This is a genomic window from Brevundimonas sp. Leaf168, from assembly GCF_001423685.1.
In the GTDB taxonomy this organism is placed as follows: Bacteria; Pseudomonadota; Alphaproteobacteria; order Caulobacterales; family Caulobacteraceae; genus Brevundimonas; species Brevundimonas vesicularis_C.
The window spans coordinates 538036-553042 of the sequence record NZ_LMOY01000001.1 but is presented as its reverse complement, the minus strand read 5'-3'; the positions used below and the strand labels follow the sequence as shown (position 1 = coordinate 553042).

Sequence of the window (15007 nt, the reverse complement as noted above, 5' to 3'; positions counted from 1 at the left end):
TCTCAGTCCTTTTCCATCGTGCATTGCAAAGGGTGCTGGTGGCGGCGCGCCGTCTCGATGACCTGCGCGACCTTGGTCTCGGCGACTTCGTAGGTGAAGACGCCGCAGACGCCGACGCCATGCTGATGCACATGCAGCATGATGCGGGTGGCCTCTTCCCGGCTCTTCTGGAAGAACCGCTCCAGCACATAGACGACGAATTCCATCGGCGAATAATCGTCGTTCAGAATCAGCACTCGATAGAGCGAGGGCTTTTGCAGCTTCGGCTTTGTTTCGGTGACGACGGCGGTTCCTTGACCGCCGCCGGTCTCACCGGGCCTTTGTATGGGCATTCGTGTTCCGTAATCGGGGAGTCGTCTTGGCTCTCAGATAGGGAATGATGGCCTGAATTGAAGCGGCGTCCAGTCACGGCTTTCGTGAAGGGCGTCTGACAAAGATTTCACGTGATCGCAGGCGGTCGACGGCTCAGGTTGAGCGCCTCAAGTTGAACAGCTCCCGATCGCCATGCCCGCCGCCCTCGTCGCCGCCCTTTCGCTCGCCGCCCTCTCCCAGCCTACGCCGCTGGAAACCGCCGTCATGGCGGCCGACGCGAAACTTTTCGCTGTCTTCTTCGAAGGCTGCGACCCGGCCGGACTTCGGGCCATGCTGACCGACGATTTCGAGTTTTTCGACGACCGCGGCGGACGGGTGGCCACCGACGCCGACGGCTTTGTCGCGCAATACGCCGCCCGCTGTCAGGACCGCAGCGCGCCAGACGCGTGGCGGACCCGGCGCGAGGCCCTGCGGCACGGTCTGGCGGTCTATCCCATCAACAACTACGGCGCGGTCGAAACGGGCGAGCACGTCTTTTACGAGCGGCAGGGCGACGGTCCGGAACGGCGCGTCGGTCGCGCCCGCTTCACGCAGATGTGGAATCAGGAGGGGGCCGAGTGGAAGCTGGCGCGGGTCTTCAGGTACGACCATTCCGCCCTGCCCTGACAGCAAAAAAGCCCCGGAGCGAACTCCGGGGCCTTCTCGATTCTTCAGGCGGTTCGCGGGATTAGCGAGCGGCCTGGAAGGTTTCGACTGAGGCGGTTACGCGCTCGTTGATCGGCTTGATGCTGTCCTTGACCGTGGCGGTGACGATCTCGTTCGTCTTGGTCAGCTCGGCGACATAGCGCTCCATCGACTTCTTGGCCCAGGCGGTCTGGAGCTCGAAGAACTCCTGCACCGAACGGGCGGTCGACAGTTCCTTGGAGGCGGCGACGCCGTCTTCCCACGAAGACTTGGCGAAGCCCAGCGCCTGTTGCGACAGGGCCTCGGCGCCTTTCTGGGCGACGGTGACCGACTCGACCATGGCTTCCAGGGTCTTCTTGCTGTGCGCGTTCAACTCGGCCATCGAGGCCGTCGATTTGTCGATGCCTTCACGGAAGGCCTGGGTGCCAGCGGCTTGCATGGTTTCGGCTTGCGCCTTGACCTTGGCGGCAGCCGAAGTTGCGGCGGCGGTGGCTTGGTCGGCGGTTTTCTTCACGGTTTCAGCGGCGTCGGCCATGATCGTCTCTCCGGTAGAAGGCCCTTGGGGACGGGCCTGAGGGCGGAAATAATGACGCGAGAGGATCTCGCAGACCCGCAATATGCTGCACATGCGAAGGTTTTTCAAGCGTTTTGTGCAATGCACAATATGATCGGCGATAACCTTGATCGGCCGGTCAAATTTGCGTTGACGCGCGGTTAACCACCACGAAACCCGCGCTTCCTATGCTAGCTGTTTGTTCGTGACGGCCGGGGGGCCTGTCGCACCCTGCTCACCGAGGGGTTGTCCCGCCCATGATTGCTTTTCTCCGCCGTGGCCTGTTCGCCGTCCTCGCGCTTTCGCTGGTTCTGGGCGCAAACGTCAGGCCGATCGAGGCCCAGACCGCCTACTCGGCCCAGGAGAACAGCCGCTACGCCGCCATCGTGATCGACGCCGCCACGGGCGAGGTCCTGTTCGCGCGAAACGCCGACAGCCGCCGCTATCCAGCGTCCCTGACCAAGATGATGACGCTGTATCTGACGTTCGAAGCGCTGTCTCAGGGCAAGGCCAATGTGAACGACGTGCTGACGATCTCGCCGCGCGCCGCGTCCCAGCCGCCATCGAAACTGGGCCTGGCTGCTGGCCAGACCATCACCCTGGACGACGCCATGCGCGCCACCGCCGTGCGGTCCGCCAACGACATGGCCCTGGCCATTGGCGAGCACATCGGCGGATCGGAAGCCCGCTTCACCAATATGATGACGCAGAAGGCCGCGCAGCTAGGCATGACCCAGACGCGCTACTACACCGCAAACGGCCTGCCGGACGCACGTCAGGTGACCTCCGCGCGCGACCAAGCCATTCTGGCGCGCGCGATCATGCGCGATTTCCCTCAGTACTACAGTTATTTCGGCCTTCACGACTGGGCCTACAACGGCCGCAACTATCGCAACACCAACGGCCTGCTGCCGACAGGGCGCGGCTATGACGGGATGAAGACCGGCTACACCAACGCCTCGGGCTACAACCTCGCCGCCTCGGCCGTGCGTGACGGGCGACGCCTGATCACCGTGGTCCTGGGCGGCCGTTCGACCGCCAGCCGCAACGCCCACGTCGCCGAACTCATGGACACCGGCTTCGAGGTCGAGCGCCGCCGCGCCCAGGGCGAGCGGATCCAGGTGGCCCAGACCTTCTTCGAGCAGCGCGGATTCGGCGTCGGGTCGGCGATCGCCGACGCCCCGATCGCCTATGCTTCGGTCAATGACGACGAGGACGGCGTCGGCGCGGAATCCACCGCTGTCGCCTATACGGCCGCACCGGCGCCCGCCGCCCTGCCGACCCGCGTCGCCCCTGCCCCGTCGGAGCGCGCAGCCAGCCAGCGGGCCGCCGCAGCGCTGCCGCCCATCGGTTCGGCGCCGGCCGCCTCCGCCGCTACGCGCGGGCCACGCAATGTCACCGCTTCGCTGAACGGCGCCCCGGCCAATGCCGCTGTCGCGCCGTCCACCACGCCCCGTCGTTCTGCGTCGTCTGCAACGCGTGAACCGACACGCGCCGCGCCCAGAACGCCGGCCGGTCGCTGGGCGGTGCAGGTCGGCGCCTTCCGCGAGGAAAAGGTGGCGACCGACTGGCTGACCGAGGTCAATCGCCGCTTCCGCGATCAGTTCGCCACCGCCGAACGCAACGTCCAGACCGCCGGCGACTGGTATCGCTCGCGCTTCGTCGGCCTGTCCGAAACCGGCGCAAAGTCCGCCTGCGAGGCGCTGGCTGCGCGTCGCGTTACCTGCATGGTCATCGGCCCCGACTGAACCAAAACCTCTAGAACAAATGTTCTTGCTTTGTTCTATCTGATGTCGCATCGTCCTTCCCATGGAAACCGCCAAGGGAAGAGGCGCGCGTTCGAATGTCAGCGGCCGCTACGAGCCTGAGCAGCATCAGTCGTTCGATGACGGCTGGACGCAAGACGACGCCGAGGCCGCGCCACTGCGCACAACCCTCACCCCTGAACACGCCCGCACCATCATTGCCCGGAACGACAGTCCGGACATCGGCTTCGACCGCTCCATCAACCCGTACAAAGGTTGCGAACATGGCTGCATCTACTGCTACGCCCGTCCGTCCCATGCCTGGATGGGCCTATCCCCGGGCCTGGATTTCGAGAGCCGGATCTTCTTCAAACCCCAGGCCGCAAGTCTGCTGGAACAGGCGTTCCTCGCACCCCGATACCGATGCAAGCGCATCCACATAGGCGGCAATACAGACCCCTATCAGCCGGTCGAACGTGATCTAAAGTCGACGCGCTCGATCCTGGAGGTCATGCAAAGATTCAGGCATCCGTTCAGCATCATCACCAAGTCGGTGTTGATCGCGCGCGATGCCGACGTTCTGGGCCCGATGGGCAAGGCGGGGCTGGCCTCGGCCTTCGTCTCCATCACCACCCTGGATCGTGGGCTGGCGCGGGCGATGGAGCCGCGCGCCTCCACCCCCGCCAAGCGGCTGGAGGCGATCAGCCGCCTGGCGGACGCCGGTTGTCCTGTCGGAGTCGGTTTCGCCCCCGTCATTCCCGGTCTGAACGACCATGAACTGGAAGCCATACTGGAAGCCGCCGCCAAGGCCGGGGCGACGCGGGCCATGTATGTCACCCTGCGTCTGCCGCTTGAGATCAAGGATCTGTTTCGGGAATGGCTGGCCGACGCCCGCCCGGATCGCGCCGCGCGCGTCATGTCCCTGATCCGCCAGACACGCGGAGGCAAGGATTATGACGCCGACTGGTCTCAGCGGATGAAGGGAACCGGCCCTGTCGCCGAACTGATCGGAACGCGGTTCAAGGCCGCCGTCAAACGCTACGGCCTCGACACGCCGCATCGCCTGCTGGACGAAACCCAGTTCCGCGTGCCCGCAGACGCCCGGCCTCAGCTGGAGTTGTTCGGCTAGTCGTCCGCCGCCGAAGGATCGATGGCGCGCGTGACCAGATCGCGCCAGGTCGGATCGGTGTCATCGACCAGATCGACATCCTCCATCAGGGCCACCGCGCCCTCGCCGTCCGGCAGGATCAGACCCAGGATTTCCATCTCCTCGCCATCGGCGCCGAGATGGCTTTCGGCCTGAACGGCCACCGCCGCCTGTTCGCCGTCCTCTTCCCACCAGATGACCGGCTGGGGCAGGTCCATGGCGATGGGACGCGGATCGTCGGTCTCGCCCAAGGCGAAGACGGCACGTCGCGCCTGAACGTCGTCCAGCGTCGCCACGGCGCCAGTGAACGGTGTCAGCCGCATCCAGTCGTCGGCGTCGAAACCGCCGCCGTCCTCTTCGCTCGTGTCGTCAAAGATCATCGTGTGAAAACCCCCACCAGTTCGACGTGCGAGGACCACAGGAACTGATCCACCGGCGTCACCTTCTCCAGGCGGAAACCGGCATCGATCAGCACCCGCGCATCACGCGTAAAGGTCTGAGGATTGCACGACACGCCCACGACGACGCCGGCCTTGGTGTCCGCGATCTGAGCCGTCTGGTCGATCGCGCCGGCCCGCGGCGGATCGAACACGATGGCGTCGCATCCCTTCAGGTCATAGGGATTCATTGGCCGACGAAACAGATCGCGCGCCTCGGCCGTGATGGCCTTCATTCCTTTGGCCGAACCGACGGCGGCCTTCAGCGCATCGATGCCCGGCTTGGATGCGTCCGCCGCGATCACCGGCGCGACCGTGGCCAACGGAAAGGTGAAGGTTCCCGCGCCGCAGAACAGGTCGGCGATCTTCTTGGCGCCCTTCACCGCCACCAGCGCGCGCGCAACCATCGCCGCCTCGGCCTGAGGGACCGCCTGCAGAAATCCACCCGCCGGTAGGGACACGGTGGCTGGGCCAAACGCCACCTTGGGCTGGCGCGCCATCACCAGGGTGTCGCCCACCAGGCTGAGGCGCGCCAGATCGGCCAGGTGCGCGGCCTGAATGGCCTGCATCTGGGCGTCAGCCGACAGGCCGCCGCCCGAGCGCCTTTCGACCCCGGTCACATCGACGTCCAGCCCCGACAGGGTCCAGGTGACGTGCAGGGTTGGCGCCGATTTCGGATGTTCGAAAAAGGCGGCCGCGACCTGGGTCAGCGCCGGAATGGCCGCCACGATCCGGGGATCGGCGACCGGACAGGCCTTCACCTCGACCAGCCGCCAGGAGCGGCGCGCCTTGAAACCCAGCACAACCCGTCCATCCTGGGTGCGACGGGCATGAAGAGCCAGGCGGCGACGGCTGGCCGGCGGGGTCGCCACCGTCGCCTCGATCTCGGTCTCGATCCGCTCGCGCGCCAGGGCCAGGCGCACCTGTTCTCGCTTCCAATCCAGATACGGCTTTTCCGACCAATGCTGAAGCGAGCAGCCGCCACAGTCGCCATACTGGGGCGAGACCGGTGCGATCCGGTCAGGGCTGGGCGTGATGATCTCGACCTCTTCCAGCCGTCCGTCCGCGACGACGCCGCGCACCGTTTCGCCTGGCAAGGTCAGGCCGGCGAACACCGGGCCAGACGGCGTCTGGGCGACGCCGTCGCCCTGGCCGCCGACGCGGTCGATGGTGAAGATGTCCATCGGCGGGCTTCTAGCCGCAGGTCCCCCTTCGCTCAAGCCACAGGGCCATCGCGGCAGGTTCGCTGAACATGAACGAAGATGAACGAACCGATCAATTGCCGTTCAGCTTCGCTGAACATGAACGAAGATGAACGAACCGATCAATTGCCGTTCAGCTTCGCCGCCGTAAATCCTGGTGCAACGAGACACGAGGCTTTGCCGTTAACGTTTGACGGAAAACCGTTCGGTCCTCAGAGGGTTGGAAAATGCGTCTCACGAAAACATCGATCGCCGCCGTCGCCGCCCTGGCGTTCGGCGTCACGGCCGCCCCGCTCACGGCGTCGGCCCAGAACTATTACGGCAGCGGCTATAGCCAGAACTACGGCGCGGGCGCCTATAGCCGCTCGTACGATTACAACAGCGGCCGCTATTACGATCCTTGCGCCCGTGAGCGCCAAGGCCGCACCGGCGCCGGCGCGGTGATCGGCGGCGGCGCGGGCGCCGTCATCGGCTCGCAGCTCGCCGCACGCGGCCGTCGCACGGAGGGCAGCATCCTGGGCGGTGTGGTCGGCGCCGTGATCGGCTCACAGGTCGGTCGTTCCAGCTCGGACGCCTGCCGCAGCTATCAGAGCAGTTATGGCTCGAACGGTTACTACGCCCAGGGATACAGCCAACCGAGCTATGGCTACTACGACGATCGTTACACCGGCGATCAAGGCTATCGCTACGACGACTACGACCGTCGCGACGACTATGCCTACAGCGGTGGCGGCTATTACGACGACCGCTCGCGGCCGGTCGAATCCTATCAGAATTCAGACGGATGCCGTCTGGCGGAAAGCCAGATCCGTCTGCCCGATGGTCGCACGGACACCCGCTACGTCCGCACCTGCCCCGACCAGTACGGCCGCTATCGCGTCGTCGATTAATTTTCAGCCCCCCTGTCGATCGACGACGTGACGGAGCCGCCGGAGGAGCAATCCTTCGGCGGTTTATCTTTGTTCAGGGGGCTATCGGCCTTTGGCCTACTTGAGCCCAGCCTTGAAGCTATCGATCTTGGGGCTCGGGCTTAGTCAGCCCGGCTTCTTGGCCCAGAGCAGGAACTCGACATTGCCGTCGCCGCCGGTGATCGGACTTTCGGTTGTCGCCTGAACCGTCCAACCCAGCGCTTCCAGCCAGTTGCGCACGCGCTCCACGGCGGCCGCATGCGCCGCCGCATCCTTGATCACGCCCTTCTTGCCGCCGCCCGGGCCATCGGCCTCGAACTGAGGCTTGACCAAGGTAACCAGATCCGCGCCAGGCGTCGCTAGATCGAGCGCGACCGGGAGAACCTTGATCAGGCTGATGAAACTGGCGTCGCAGACGACCAGTGAGGGCGGCTGCGGGATCAGATCGATCGTAAGGTCCCGCGCATCGGTGCGCTCTAGATTGACCACGCGGGGATCGGACGCCACCCGTGCGTGCATCTGGCCGAAGCCGACATCGACGGCGAACACCTTGGCCGCGCCGCGGTTCAGCAAAACCTCGGTAAAGCCGCCGGTCGATGCGCCGACATCCAGCGCCACCCTGCCCTCGACGAGGACGGGCCACAGGGTCAGCGCGTGGTCCAGCTTTAGCGCGCCACGCCCGACCCAAGGGTGGGCGGGTTGGGCCTCCAGCGTGATGTCGTCCGCGAACTGTTCGGACGCCTTCCGCACCATCACGCCGTCGGCCAGAACCAGCCCCGCCTCGATCGCGGCGCGCGCTTGCGAGCGGCTGTCGAACAGGCCGCGTGCGACCAGAAGCTGATCAATCCGCGTCTTCACAGCCTTGCTTTCATCAGGGCGTCAAAGCGACGCCAGACGCGCCAGCGCCGCCTGTAGCTTGACCTTGCCCGCCTCGGCCTCGGCCAGCTTGGCGCGCTGTTCGTCGACGACTTCCGGCGCGGCGCGAGACACGAAGTTAGGATTGCCCAGCTTCTTGTTCACATGGCCGATGTCGCTGTCGAAGGCGGCGATTTCCTTCTCCAGACGGGCCCGTTCGGCGGTCAGATCGATGATGCCCGCCAAGGACAAGGCGATGGTCGAACCGCCGGACACGAAGGTCACCGCCCCTGTTGGCGCCGCGTCCGCCGAACCAACCTCGGACACCCGGCCCAGGGTCAGGATCAGATCGCGATGGCGGGCGATTCGCTCAACCGTCACGGCGTCGGGCGCGACAAAGGCCAGCGGCGGCTTGGCCGACGGCGGCACGTTCATTTCGGCGCGCAGACCGCGAATCTCGCCGACCAGATCGACCAGCCAGCCGATCTCAGCTTCGGCCGAAGCGTCGATGAAGGCGTCCGGCAGCACCGGCCACTCGGCGCCGATCAACAAGCCGTCGCGCGCCGGGCCTTCCCTGCCCAGTTCGGCCCACAGTTCCTCGGTGATGAAGGGCATGACCGGATGCAGCAGCTTGAGCGTCTGGTCCAGCGTCCAAGCCGTCATCGCCCGCGTCTCGGCCTTTGCGGCTTCATCGGCGCCTTGGAACACCGGTTTGGCTAGTTCCAGATACCAGTCGCAGAACACATTCCAGACGAAGCGATACAGTGCGCCCGCCGCATCGTCGAAGCGTCCCCCTTCGATGGCTTCGGACACCGCGCGTTCGGCCTTGGTCAGCTCGCCTCGGATCCAGCGGTTGATCGTCTGTTCGACGGTGGCGGGATCGAAGCCCTTGACGCGGCGCGCCTCGTTCATCTGGCTGAAGCGCGCAGCGTTCCACAGCTTGGTGCCGAAATTGCGATAGCCCTCGATCCGCTGCTTCGACAGTTTGATGTCCCGCGTGCCCGACAGGATCGCCATGGTGAAGCGCAGCGGATCGGCGCCCAGCTCGTCGATGATGCCCAGGGGATCGATGACGTTCCCCTTGGATTTGCTCATCTTCTGACCCTTCTCGTCGCGGACGAGGCCATTGATGATGACGCGCTTGAACGGGACCTCGCCCATGAAGTGCTGGCCCATCATCATCATCCGGGCGACCCAGAAGAAGATGATGTCCGCCGCCGTGACCAGGTCGCTGGTCGGATAGAACCGCTCCAGATCCTCGGTCTTCTCGGGCCAACCCATGGTCGAGAAGGGCCACAGGGCCGAGGAGAACCAGGTGTCGAGAACGTCCTCGTCCTGGGTCAGGGCGACCTCGGAATCGTAGTCCGCCATCGCCTGTTCGCGGGCGTCCTCTTCCGTTTCAGCCACATAGATTTCGCCGTTCGGGCCATACCAGGCCGGGATGCGGTGCCCCCACCAGAGCTGGCGTGAGATGCACCAAGGCTCGATGTTGCGCAGCCACTCGAAATAGATCTTCTCGTAGGACTTGGGCTCGAACACCGTATCGCCCTGCTCCACCGCCTTCAGCGCGGGCTGGGCCAGGACCTTGGCGTCGACGTACCACTGGTCGGTCAGCCACGGCTCGATGACCACGCCGGAGCGGTCGCCGTGCGGCACGACGTGTTTGGTTTTCTCGATCTCGCGCAGCCAGCCCTTTTCCTCGGCGCGGGCGACGATGGCCTTGCGCGCGGCGAAGCGGTCTTGACCGACGTAGTCCGCAGGCACGTCGGGCGTATCGACGTCGGTGATGCGTCCGAAAGCGTCGAGGATATTCAGCGACGGCAGGCCGGCTCGCTTGCCCACGCCGAAATCGTTGAAATCATGCGCCGGCGTGATCTTCACCGCGCCCGAACCCTTGGTCGGATCGGCATAGTCGTCAGCGACGATGGGGATGCAACGGCCGGTGATCGGCAGGGTCACGAACTTGCCGACCAGGCCGGCATAGCGTTCGTCATCCGGATGCACCGCCACGCCCGTGTCGCCCAGCATGGTCTCGGGCCGGGTCGTCGCGACGACGATGAAGTCACGCGTCTCGAATTCGGTCGCCTTGCCGTCCTCGTCGAAGGCGATGGGATGTTGATAGGTGACGCCGTCGGCCAGCGGATAGGCGAAATGCCAGTAGGCGCCGTCGACTTCGCGCTGCTCGACCTCCAGGTCCGAGATGGCGGTCTGGAAATGCGGGTCCCAGTTCACCAGCCGCTTGTCGCGATAGATCAGGCCTTCCTTATGCAGTTGCACGAAGACCTTGCGGACGGCGGCGTTTAGCCCCTCGTCCAGGGTGAACCGCTCGCGCGACCAGTCACACGATGCGCCGAGGCGGCGCAGTTGACGCACGATGGTCCCGCCGCTTTCGGCCTTCCATTCCCAGATTTTCTCGATGAAGGCGTCGCGGCCCATGTCGCGACGCCCCACATTGCCGGCGGCGGCCAGCTGGCGCTCCACCACCATCTGGGTGGCGATGCCGGCGTGGTCCGTGCCAGGCAGCCACAGCACCGCCTTGCCCTTCATCCGGTGATAGCGGGCAAGGACATCCTGCAGCGTATTGTTCAGTGCATGGCCGATATGCAGGCTGCCGGTCACGTTGGGCGGCGGAATGACGATCGAATAGGCCTCGGCGGCGCCGTCGGTGCGGGGCGCGAACAGGCCGCTCTCTTCCCACTGGGCATAAAGGCGGGGCTCGGCGGCCTGGGGTTCGAAAGTCTTCTCAAGCATCGGAATAGGTCTTTTGCAAAATGCGAAAGGGCGGCCCCTTCAGGAGCCGCCCCTCGGATTAGTCTGGGCTGAAGCGAAGGGCTAGGCGCTGCGCGCGATGCGTTCGACTTCCTTTTGTACCGCCGCCTGGACAATGCCGGGTAGGTTGGCGTCAAGCCAGTCCTTCAGCAGCGGGCGCAGCATCTCGGCGACCATCGCCTCGACCGTGTTGCCGCTGACGAAGGGCAGGTCGCCCGAGGCCGACGGAGCCGGCTCTGGCTTCTTGAAGCTGGCGGCCAGGCCCGCAAAGGCCGAGGCGGCGCTGGCGGCGGCGCTATCGCCGACCAGGGTGTCGTAGGCCGGGGCCGGCTCGGGAGCCGATTCGTAAGCCGGCGCGGGTTCAGGCTCGGGCTGATAGGGCGCGGGCGAATGCTCGACCACGTCTAGATCGCCGATGGTCTCGGCCGGCGCTTCATAGCGGTCGGTCAGTTCCAGCACGTCGTCTTCGACGGCGGCGGGTTCCGGCGTCGGCTCGACCGGGGCGGCGAAGACGGTTTCGGCCGCGATCGGCTCGGGAACCGGCTCAGGCGTGGCTTCCGGCATCGCGGCGGCCGGCGTCTCGGCCGGGGCCTCGTCTTCAGAGATGATCCGGCGAATCGACGCCAGAATCTCTTCCATGGTCGGTTCCTGGGCGGACTGATCGGTCATGGCGCAACCTTGGGCGAGGCCTGGGTAGAAGGGGTGGGCGCCGAACGATGGATCGCTCGAAACCTGTGCCTTGTCGTCGCATCTTCGTCCGTCGGAATCAACGGGCGGTTTCCGTCCGTATTCGACGCGGTCAGTTCTGCGGCGCCGTGCGCACGACCTCGCCCTTGAGCTGAGCGTCGATCGGCGCGTCGGCGGTGTCCGGCGTGGTCACGATCGGCGGCGAGGCCACGCGGTCCAGAGTCTCGATCACGCCATCCCACGGCAAACCGCCGCGTCCCTTGACCTGGTCGTAGTTCGTTACGGGATCATAGGCCTCGATCGTCGGGTTCAGCGCCGGGCCTTCCAACTGGCCCATGGCGGCCAGCAGCGAGGCGCGGGCGACGTATTCGGCGGCGCGGGCGCTGGCGACCGAAGTCTGGGCGTTCCGCAGAGCCAGTTCCTGATTCAGCACGTCCAGCGTGGTGCGCAGACCGACCTGGGCTTCCTGGCGGACGCCTTCGGCAGCGACCGATGCGGCGCGAACGGCTTCGGTGCCGGCGGCGACCGTGGCGCGGGTCGAGAGCACCTGGGCGTAGGCCGAACTGACATTCTGCAGCACGGTGCGGCGCTCACCCTCGATGCCGATCTGGGCCGCGTTGGCGCGCTCCAGAGCCTGGGCGACGCGCGAGCGGTTCAGGCCGCCGGTGAACAGCGGCACGGACAGGGTGGCGCCGGCCGTGAAGCTGCGGCGATCGGCCAGTTCGCCCAGATCGCCCAAATCGTTGGTCGATCCGCCGTAAGAGGCGGTAGCGCGCACCGACGGCAGATATTCCGAACGGGCGGCGGCGACGGCCGCCTCGGCGCTTTGCAGCTGATAGGTCGCGGCAAGCACAGCGGGATTGCGCTGCAACGCCGTCTCGATGGCGACGTCGAAGTCGCTGGGCACTTCCGGTAAGATAGGCGCGGCTTCCAGATCGGCCGGCGATTGGCCGACGACGGCGGCATAGGCGGCGCGCGACGTGGACAGCTGGGCTTGGGCGTTCGCCAGATCGGCCTCGGACTGCGCCTGCGAAGCTTCGGCCTGGGCCACGTCGGTGCGGGTGATCTCACCGACCTCGAAACGGGCGCTGGTTTCTTCCAGCTGGCGTTGCAGCACCGTCAGGTTCTCCTGACGGATACGCAGGATTTCCATGTCGCGGGTGACGTTCACATAGGCCTGGATCACCGACAGCATGACCGACTGCTCGATCTCACGCAGGTTCTCACGGCCGGCCAGGACGCTGGCGCGCGCCTGATCAATGGCGCGCGAGGTGCGACCGGCGGTCCAGACATTCTGGCTGACGCTGACGCCGACATTGGCGCCTTCGGTTTCGGACGATGAGGTCGTGACTTGGGTGTCGGGTATGCCGTCGCCGTTCGTATCGACGAACTGGGTCACGGCGGGAAAGTCGCTGCGGGTATAGTCCACGCCGGCCGAGGCGCCGATGGTCGGGCGCAGGCCCGACCGCGCTTGAACCACCGTCTCGTCCAGCGCACGCTGGTTGGCGCGCTGGGCCAGCAAGTTGGGGTTGGTCCGATAGGCCAGGGCGATGGCGTCCTGCAGCGTCTCGGCCCAGGCCGGCGCGCCCAGACCGGTCATCACGGCGACCACAGCGGCCGAAGCCAGAACACGCGAGCGTTTCAACATTGTCCGTCCTTGCGTGACGCTCCGAAGAACGCCCGAATGTTTTCTCAAGCGTAACTGCGGCCTGACCGAACCACACGCCAGTTAAGTTTTCTTCACGGTTGCGAACGGGATTTCCGTCGCAACCGCGCGTCTCTTTGGTCTTACAGCGCGAAAGTGGGGGCGGGCTTCAGCTCGGCAAGGACCGCTGGCGACGAATCAAACAGTTCGCGGCGCGACAGGCCTTCGCGCGTCTGAACATACAGGGCCGCCTTGCCGATGGCGCCGCGACGTTCGACCACGACGATCCGGCCGCCGGGACGCATGGCCGCGCCCCACGATTCGGGAAGGCTCTCGACGCCGCCTTCGGAAATGATCAGGTCCCAGCCTTCGCCGGTCGGCTGAGCCAGCGGCGCAACGACGGTCGCCACGCCCGCTTCAGACAGGGCCTCGCCGACCACGGCGAAAACGGCGTCGTCCGATTCCTGAGCCGTGACGCTGACGCCCATACGGGCGAGTAGCGCGGCGGCATAGGGCGCGGCGATCGCCAGGGCCTTCTCGCCTTCGCGTGCATCGGCCGCCTGCAGCAGCTTGGCGACGTCACGCGCCGGCATCAGGCGGCGCTCGCCCGCGATCACGACCGATTCTTCGGAATAGGCGGCGAAGGCGCGATCAGGCGCGCAGAACTTTTCACGCGGCACGGCCATCATGGCCAGGTGAATCGCGCGATCCGTCACGTCGTTCACTCGCACCTGCGAGTCGACCATGGCCTTGCGCTCTGCGGTGAAATCCATCTGTAGGGCAGCCTTCAACGATAATCCGGGAGGAAAACTCGCGCGCTTATAGGTCCGTGCGTTGCAGCGGACAATCCGATCTGATAGCGAACGCCCCTCGCGATGACCGCCCCCGAGAAATCGGGGACAAAAAGCGGCCTGATGGCGGAGTGGTGACGCAGAGGACTGCAAATCCTTGCACCCGGGTTCGATTCCCGGTCAGGCCTCCATCGCGACGATACGGACGAAGGCCGCCCCTCGGGGCGGCCTTCGCGTTTTCAGCTTCCAGTGAGCGCCGTCGTCGTCAGATGATGAAGCGCAACCGCACTCGTCGCCGCGACATTCAGCGAATCGAACCCGCCCGCCATAGCGATGCCGATCGGCCGGCAACGGTCGATCAAATCCTTGGGCAGCCCCGGACCTTCCGACCCCAGCATCAGAGCGACCGGTCCGGCGCGCCTGTAGTCCGAAAGCCGCTCGGTCGCCGAAGGCGTCAGCGCCAACACCTCGACGCCGGCCCGCTGCAGGGCCTCGATAATGTCTGTCGCGCCGGCCACGACGAACGGCGTGCGCAGCACCGCGCCGACCGAAACGCGAATCGCCTTGCGGTAAAAGGGGTCGCAGCAGGTCGGATCAAGCAGCACCGCCGTGGCGCCGAACGCGGCGGCGTTCCTGAACAAGCCGCCGACATTGTCGTGGTTGCCGATCCCGCTAGCCACGACGAACACGTCCTGCGACCCGATATCCGCCAGCACTTTGTCCAGCGACAGCGGCTCGGGCTTTTGGCCCAAGGCCAGAATGCCCCGATGCAGTTCGAATCCCGCGATCCGGTCCAGCACGGCTTGGCTCGCAACATAGACGGGCGTCGCGGACGGCAGAGACGTGATGACATCGCCCAAGGCCGCAACGCGCTTTTCCGCCAGCAGCAGCGACAAGGGCTGACAGCGCGATGCCATCGACGCCAGTCCACGCACCACCACCTCCCCTTCCGCGATGAACAGTCCCTGACGACCCGTCAGATCGCGCTCTCGGATATCGCGATAGGCCGCAACACGCGGGTCGTCGGGATCTTCGATAAATATCGTTTCGATTGGCTCGTTTTCCCATTGCAAGATCAGAACGGCCGCTGCTATACGCCCGCCTCCCGAGCAGATGTTCCGCAGTAGCTCAGTGGTAGAGCAGCCGACTGTTAATCGGCTGGTCGTAGGTTCGAATCCTACCTGCGGAGCCACTCGGGGTAAAGACTGAGGCCAGACAAGGCGTTAGGTCGAAAACTTTCCATAATACCTGATCCTTTTCGCACCGCGGCCG

Annotated in this window: 14 protein-coding genes and 2 tRNA genes; 6 read left to right on the top strand and 10 right to left on the bottom strand. The window is 65.6% G+C overall.

Going from position 1 to position 15007, the window contains the following annotated elements; all coding sequences use genetic code 11:
• Nucleotides 1–2: 2 nt before the first annotated feature.
• Entirely contained in the window at nucleotides 3–332 is a 330-nt protein-coding gene (gene clpS, locus ASF81_RS02730) for an ATP-dependent Clp protease adapter ClpS (protein ID WP_017504641.1), read from the bottom strand.
• Between the two features lie 172 nt (nucleotides 333–504).
• Here clpS and ASF81_RS02725 point away from each other — a divergent pair, with 172 nt between their 5' ends.
• Entirely contained in the window at nucleotides 505–978 is a 474-nt protein-coding gene (locus tag ASF81_RS02725; RefSeq protein WP_055804455.1) for a nuclear transport factor 2 family protein, read from the top strand.
• Nucleotides 979–1039: 61 nt separating this feature from the next.
• Here ASF81_RS02725 and ASF81_RS02720 read toward each other — a convergent pair whose 3' ends face one another.
• The gene (locus ASF81_RS02720; protein ID WP_082465129.1) at nucleotides 1040–1531 is read right to left on the bottom strand and encodes a phasin family protein; all 492 of its coding nucleotides are present in this window, start codon (nucleotides 1529–1531) and stop codon (nucleotides 1040–1042) included.
• A 275-nt stretch (nucleotides 1532–1806) separates the two neighbouring features.
• Here ASF81_RS02720 and ASF81_RS02715 point away from each other — a divergent pair, with 275 nt between their 5' ends.
• Both ASF81_RS02715 and ASF81_RS02710 read left to right on the top strand, forming a co-directional pair.
• Nucleotides 1807–3297: a D-alanyl-D-alanine carboxypeptidase gene (locus tag ASF81_RS02715; protein WP_055804451.1), complete on the top strand. Its 1491-nt coding sequence runs from the start codon at nucleotides 1807–1809 to the stop codon at nucleotides 3295–3297.
• Between the two features lie 61 nt (nucleotides 3298–3358).
• Complete coding sequence (locus ASF81_RS02710; RefSeq protein WP_055804448.1) at nucleotides 3359–4423, top strand: PA0069 family radical SAM protein; 1065 nt, start codon at nucleotides 3359–3361, stop codon at nucleotides 4421–4423.
• On the opposite strand, the gene ASF81_RS02705 is transcribed toward ASF81_RS02710, so the two are convergent.
• Together ASF81_RS02705 and ASF81_RS02700 are read right to left on the bottom strand one after the other, a co-directional pair.
• The gene (locus tag ASF81_RS02705; RefSeq protein WP_055804444.1) at nucleotides 4420–4821 is read right to left on the bottom strand and encodes a hypothetical protein; all 402 of its coding nucleotides are present in this window, start codon (nucleotides 4819–4821) and stop codon (nucleotides 4420–4422) included. The two genes, ASF81_RS02710 and ASF81_RS02705, sit on opposite strands and share 4 nt — an antisense overlap.
• Nucleotides 4818–6062 (bottom strand): class I SAM-dependent RNA methyltransferase, encoded by a 1245-nt coding sequence (locus ASF81_RS02700; protein WP_055804441.1) that lies wholly within the window; start codon nucleotides 6060–6062, stop codon nucleotides 4818–4820. The genes ASF81_RS02705 and ASF81_RS02700 overlap by 4 nt, the downstream gene beginning before the upstream one ends.
• Before the next feature lie 245 nt (nucleotides 6063–6307).
• Between ASF81_RS02700 and ASF81_RS02695 the strand changes: the two genes are divergently transcribed.
• The gene (locus tag ASF81_RS02695) at nucleotides 6308–6970 is read left to right on the top strand and encodes a glycine zipper 2TM domain-containing protein (protein ID WP_055804439.1); all 663 of its coding nucleotides are present in this window, start codon (nucleotides 6308–6310) and stop codon (nucleotides 6968–6970) included.
• A 144-nt stretch (nucleotides 6971–7114) separates the two neighbouring features.
• Here the strand turns inward: ASF81_RS02695 and ASF81_RS02690 are convergent, their stop codons facing one another.
• The 5 genes from ASF81_RS02690 to ASF81_RS02670 form a co-directional block, all read right to left on the bottom strand.
• A complete protein-coding gene (locus ASF81_RS02690; protein ID WP_055804436.1) occupies nucleotides 7115–7846 on the bottom strand; it encodes a TlyA family RNA methyltransferase in 732 nt (243 codons plus the stop codon).
• Nucleotides 7847–7867: 21 nt separating this feature from the next.
• Nucleotides 7868–10594, bottom strand: a complete 2727-nt coding sequence (locus ASF81_RS02685; protein ID WP_055804433.1) for a valine--tRNA ligase — start codon at nucleotides 10592–10594, stop codon at nucleotides 7868–7870.
• 81 nt (nucleotides 10595–10675) lie between these two features.
• Nucleotides 10676–11281 carry a DUF2497 domain-containing protein gene (locus ASF81_RS02680; RefSeq protein WP_055804430.1) on the bottom strand — a complete coding sequence of 202 codons (606 nt, stop codon included), beginning with the start codon at nucleotides 11279–11281 and terminating at the stop codon, nucleotides 10676–10678.
• A 130-nt stretch (nucleotides 11282–11411) separates the two neighbouring features.
• On the bottom strand, nucleotides 11412–12947 hold the full coding sequence (locus ASF81_RS02675) for a TolC family outer membrane protein (protein ID WP_055804427.1): 1536 nt from the start codon (nucleotides 12945–12947) through the stop codon (nucleotides 11412–11414).
• Nucleotides 12948–13087: 140 nt separating this feature from the next.
• On the bottom strand, nucleotides 13088–13717 hold the full coding sequence (locus ASF81_RS02670; protein ID WP_055804424.1) for a protein-L-isoaspartate O-methyltransferase: 630 nt from the start codon (nucleotides 13715–13717) through the stop codon (nucleotides 13088–13090).
• 135 nt (nucleotides 13718–13852) lie between these two features.
• Between ASF81_RS02670 and ASF81_RS02665 the strand changes: the two genes are divergently transcribed.
• A tRNA-Cys gene (locus tag ASF81_RS02665) sits at nucleotides 13853–13926 on the top strand.
• Between the two features lie 48 nt (nucleotides 13927–13974).
• On the opposite strand, the gene ASF81_RS02660 is transcribed toward ASF81_RS02665, so the two are convergent.
• On the bottom strand, nucleotides 13975–14808 hold the full coding sequence (locus tag ASF81_RS02660) for an RNA methyltransferase (protein ID WP_082503402.1): 834 nt from the start codon (nucleotides 14806–14808) through the stop codon (nucleotides 13975–13977).
• 44 nt (nucleotides 14809–14852) lie between these two features.
• Between ASF81_RS02660 and ASF81_RS02655 the strand changes: the two genes are divergently transcribed.
• A tRNA-Asn gene (locus tag ASF81_RS02655) sits at nucleotides 14853–14927 on the top strand.
• Nucleotides 14928–15007 lie beyond the last annotated feature (80 nt).

Bases quoted from the DNA above. Each gene is read 5' to 3' on its own strand.
- clpS (WP_017504641.1), bottom strand. From the start codon at position 332: ATGCCCATACAAAGGCCCGGTGAGACCGGCGGCGGTCAAGGAACCGCC.
- ASF81_RS02725 (WP_055804455.1), top strand. From the start codon at position 505: ATGCCCGCCGCCCTCGTCGCCGCCCTTTCGCTCGCCGCCCTCTCCCAG.
- ASF81_RS02720 (WP_082465129.1), bottom strand. From the start codon at position 1,531: ATGGCCGACGCCGCTGAAACCGTGAAGAAAACCGCCGACCAAGCCACC.
- ASF81_RS02715 (WP_055804451.1), top strand. From the start codon at position 1,807: ATGATTGCTTTTCTCCGCCGTGGCCTGTTCGCCGTCCTCGCGCTTTCG.
- ASF81_RS02710 (WP_055804448.1), top strand. From the start codon at position 3,359: ATGGAAACCGCCAAGGGAAGAGGCGCGCGTTCGAATGTCAGCGGCCGC.
- ASF81_RS02705 (WP_055804444.1), bottom strand. From the start codon at position 4,821: ATGATCTTTGACGACACGAGCGAAGAGGACGGCGGCGGTTTCGACGCC.
- ASF81_RS02700 (WP_055804441.1), bottom strand. From the start codon at position 6,062: ATGGACATCTTCACCATCGACCGCGTCGGCGGCCAGGGCGACGGCGTC.
- ASF81_RS02695 (WP_055804439.1), top strand. From the start codon at position 6,308: ATGCGTCTCACGAAAACATCGATCGCCGCCGTCGCCGCCCTGGCGTTC.
- ASF81_RS02685 (WP_055804433.1), bottom strand. From the start codon at position 10,594: ATGCTTGAGAAGACTTTCGAACCCCAGGCCGCCGAGCCCCGCCTTTAT.
- ASF81_RS02680 (WP_055804430.1), bottom strand. From the start codon at position 11,281: ATGACCGATCAGTCCGCCCAGGAACCGACCATGGAAGAGATTCTGGCG.
- ASF81_RS02675 (WP_055804427.1), bottom strand. From the start codon at position 12,947: ATGTTGAAACGCTCGCGTGTTCTGGCTTCGGCCGCTGTGGTCGCCGTG.
- ASF81_RS02670 (WP_055804424.1), bottom strand. From the start codon at position 13,717: ATGGATTTCACCGCAGAGCGCAAGGCCATGGTCGACTCGCAGGTGCGA.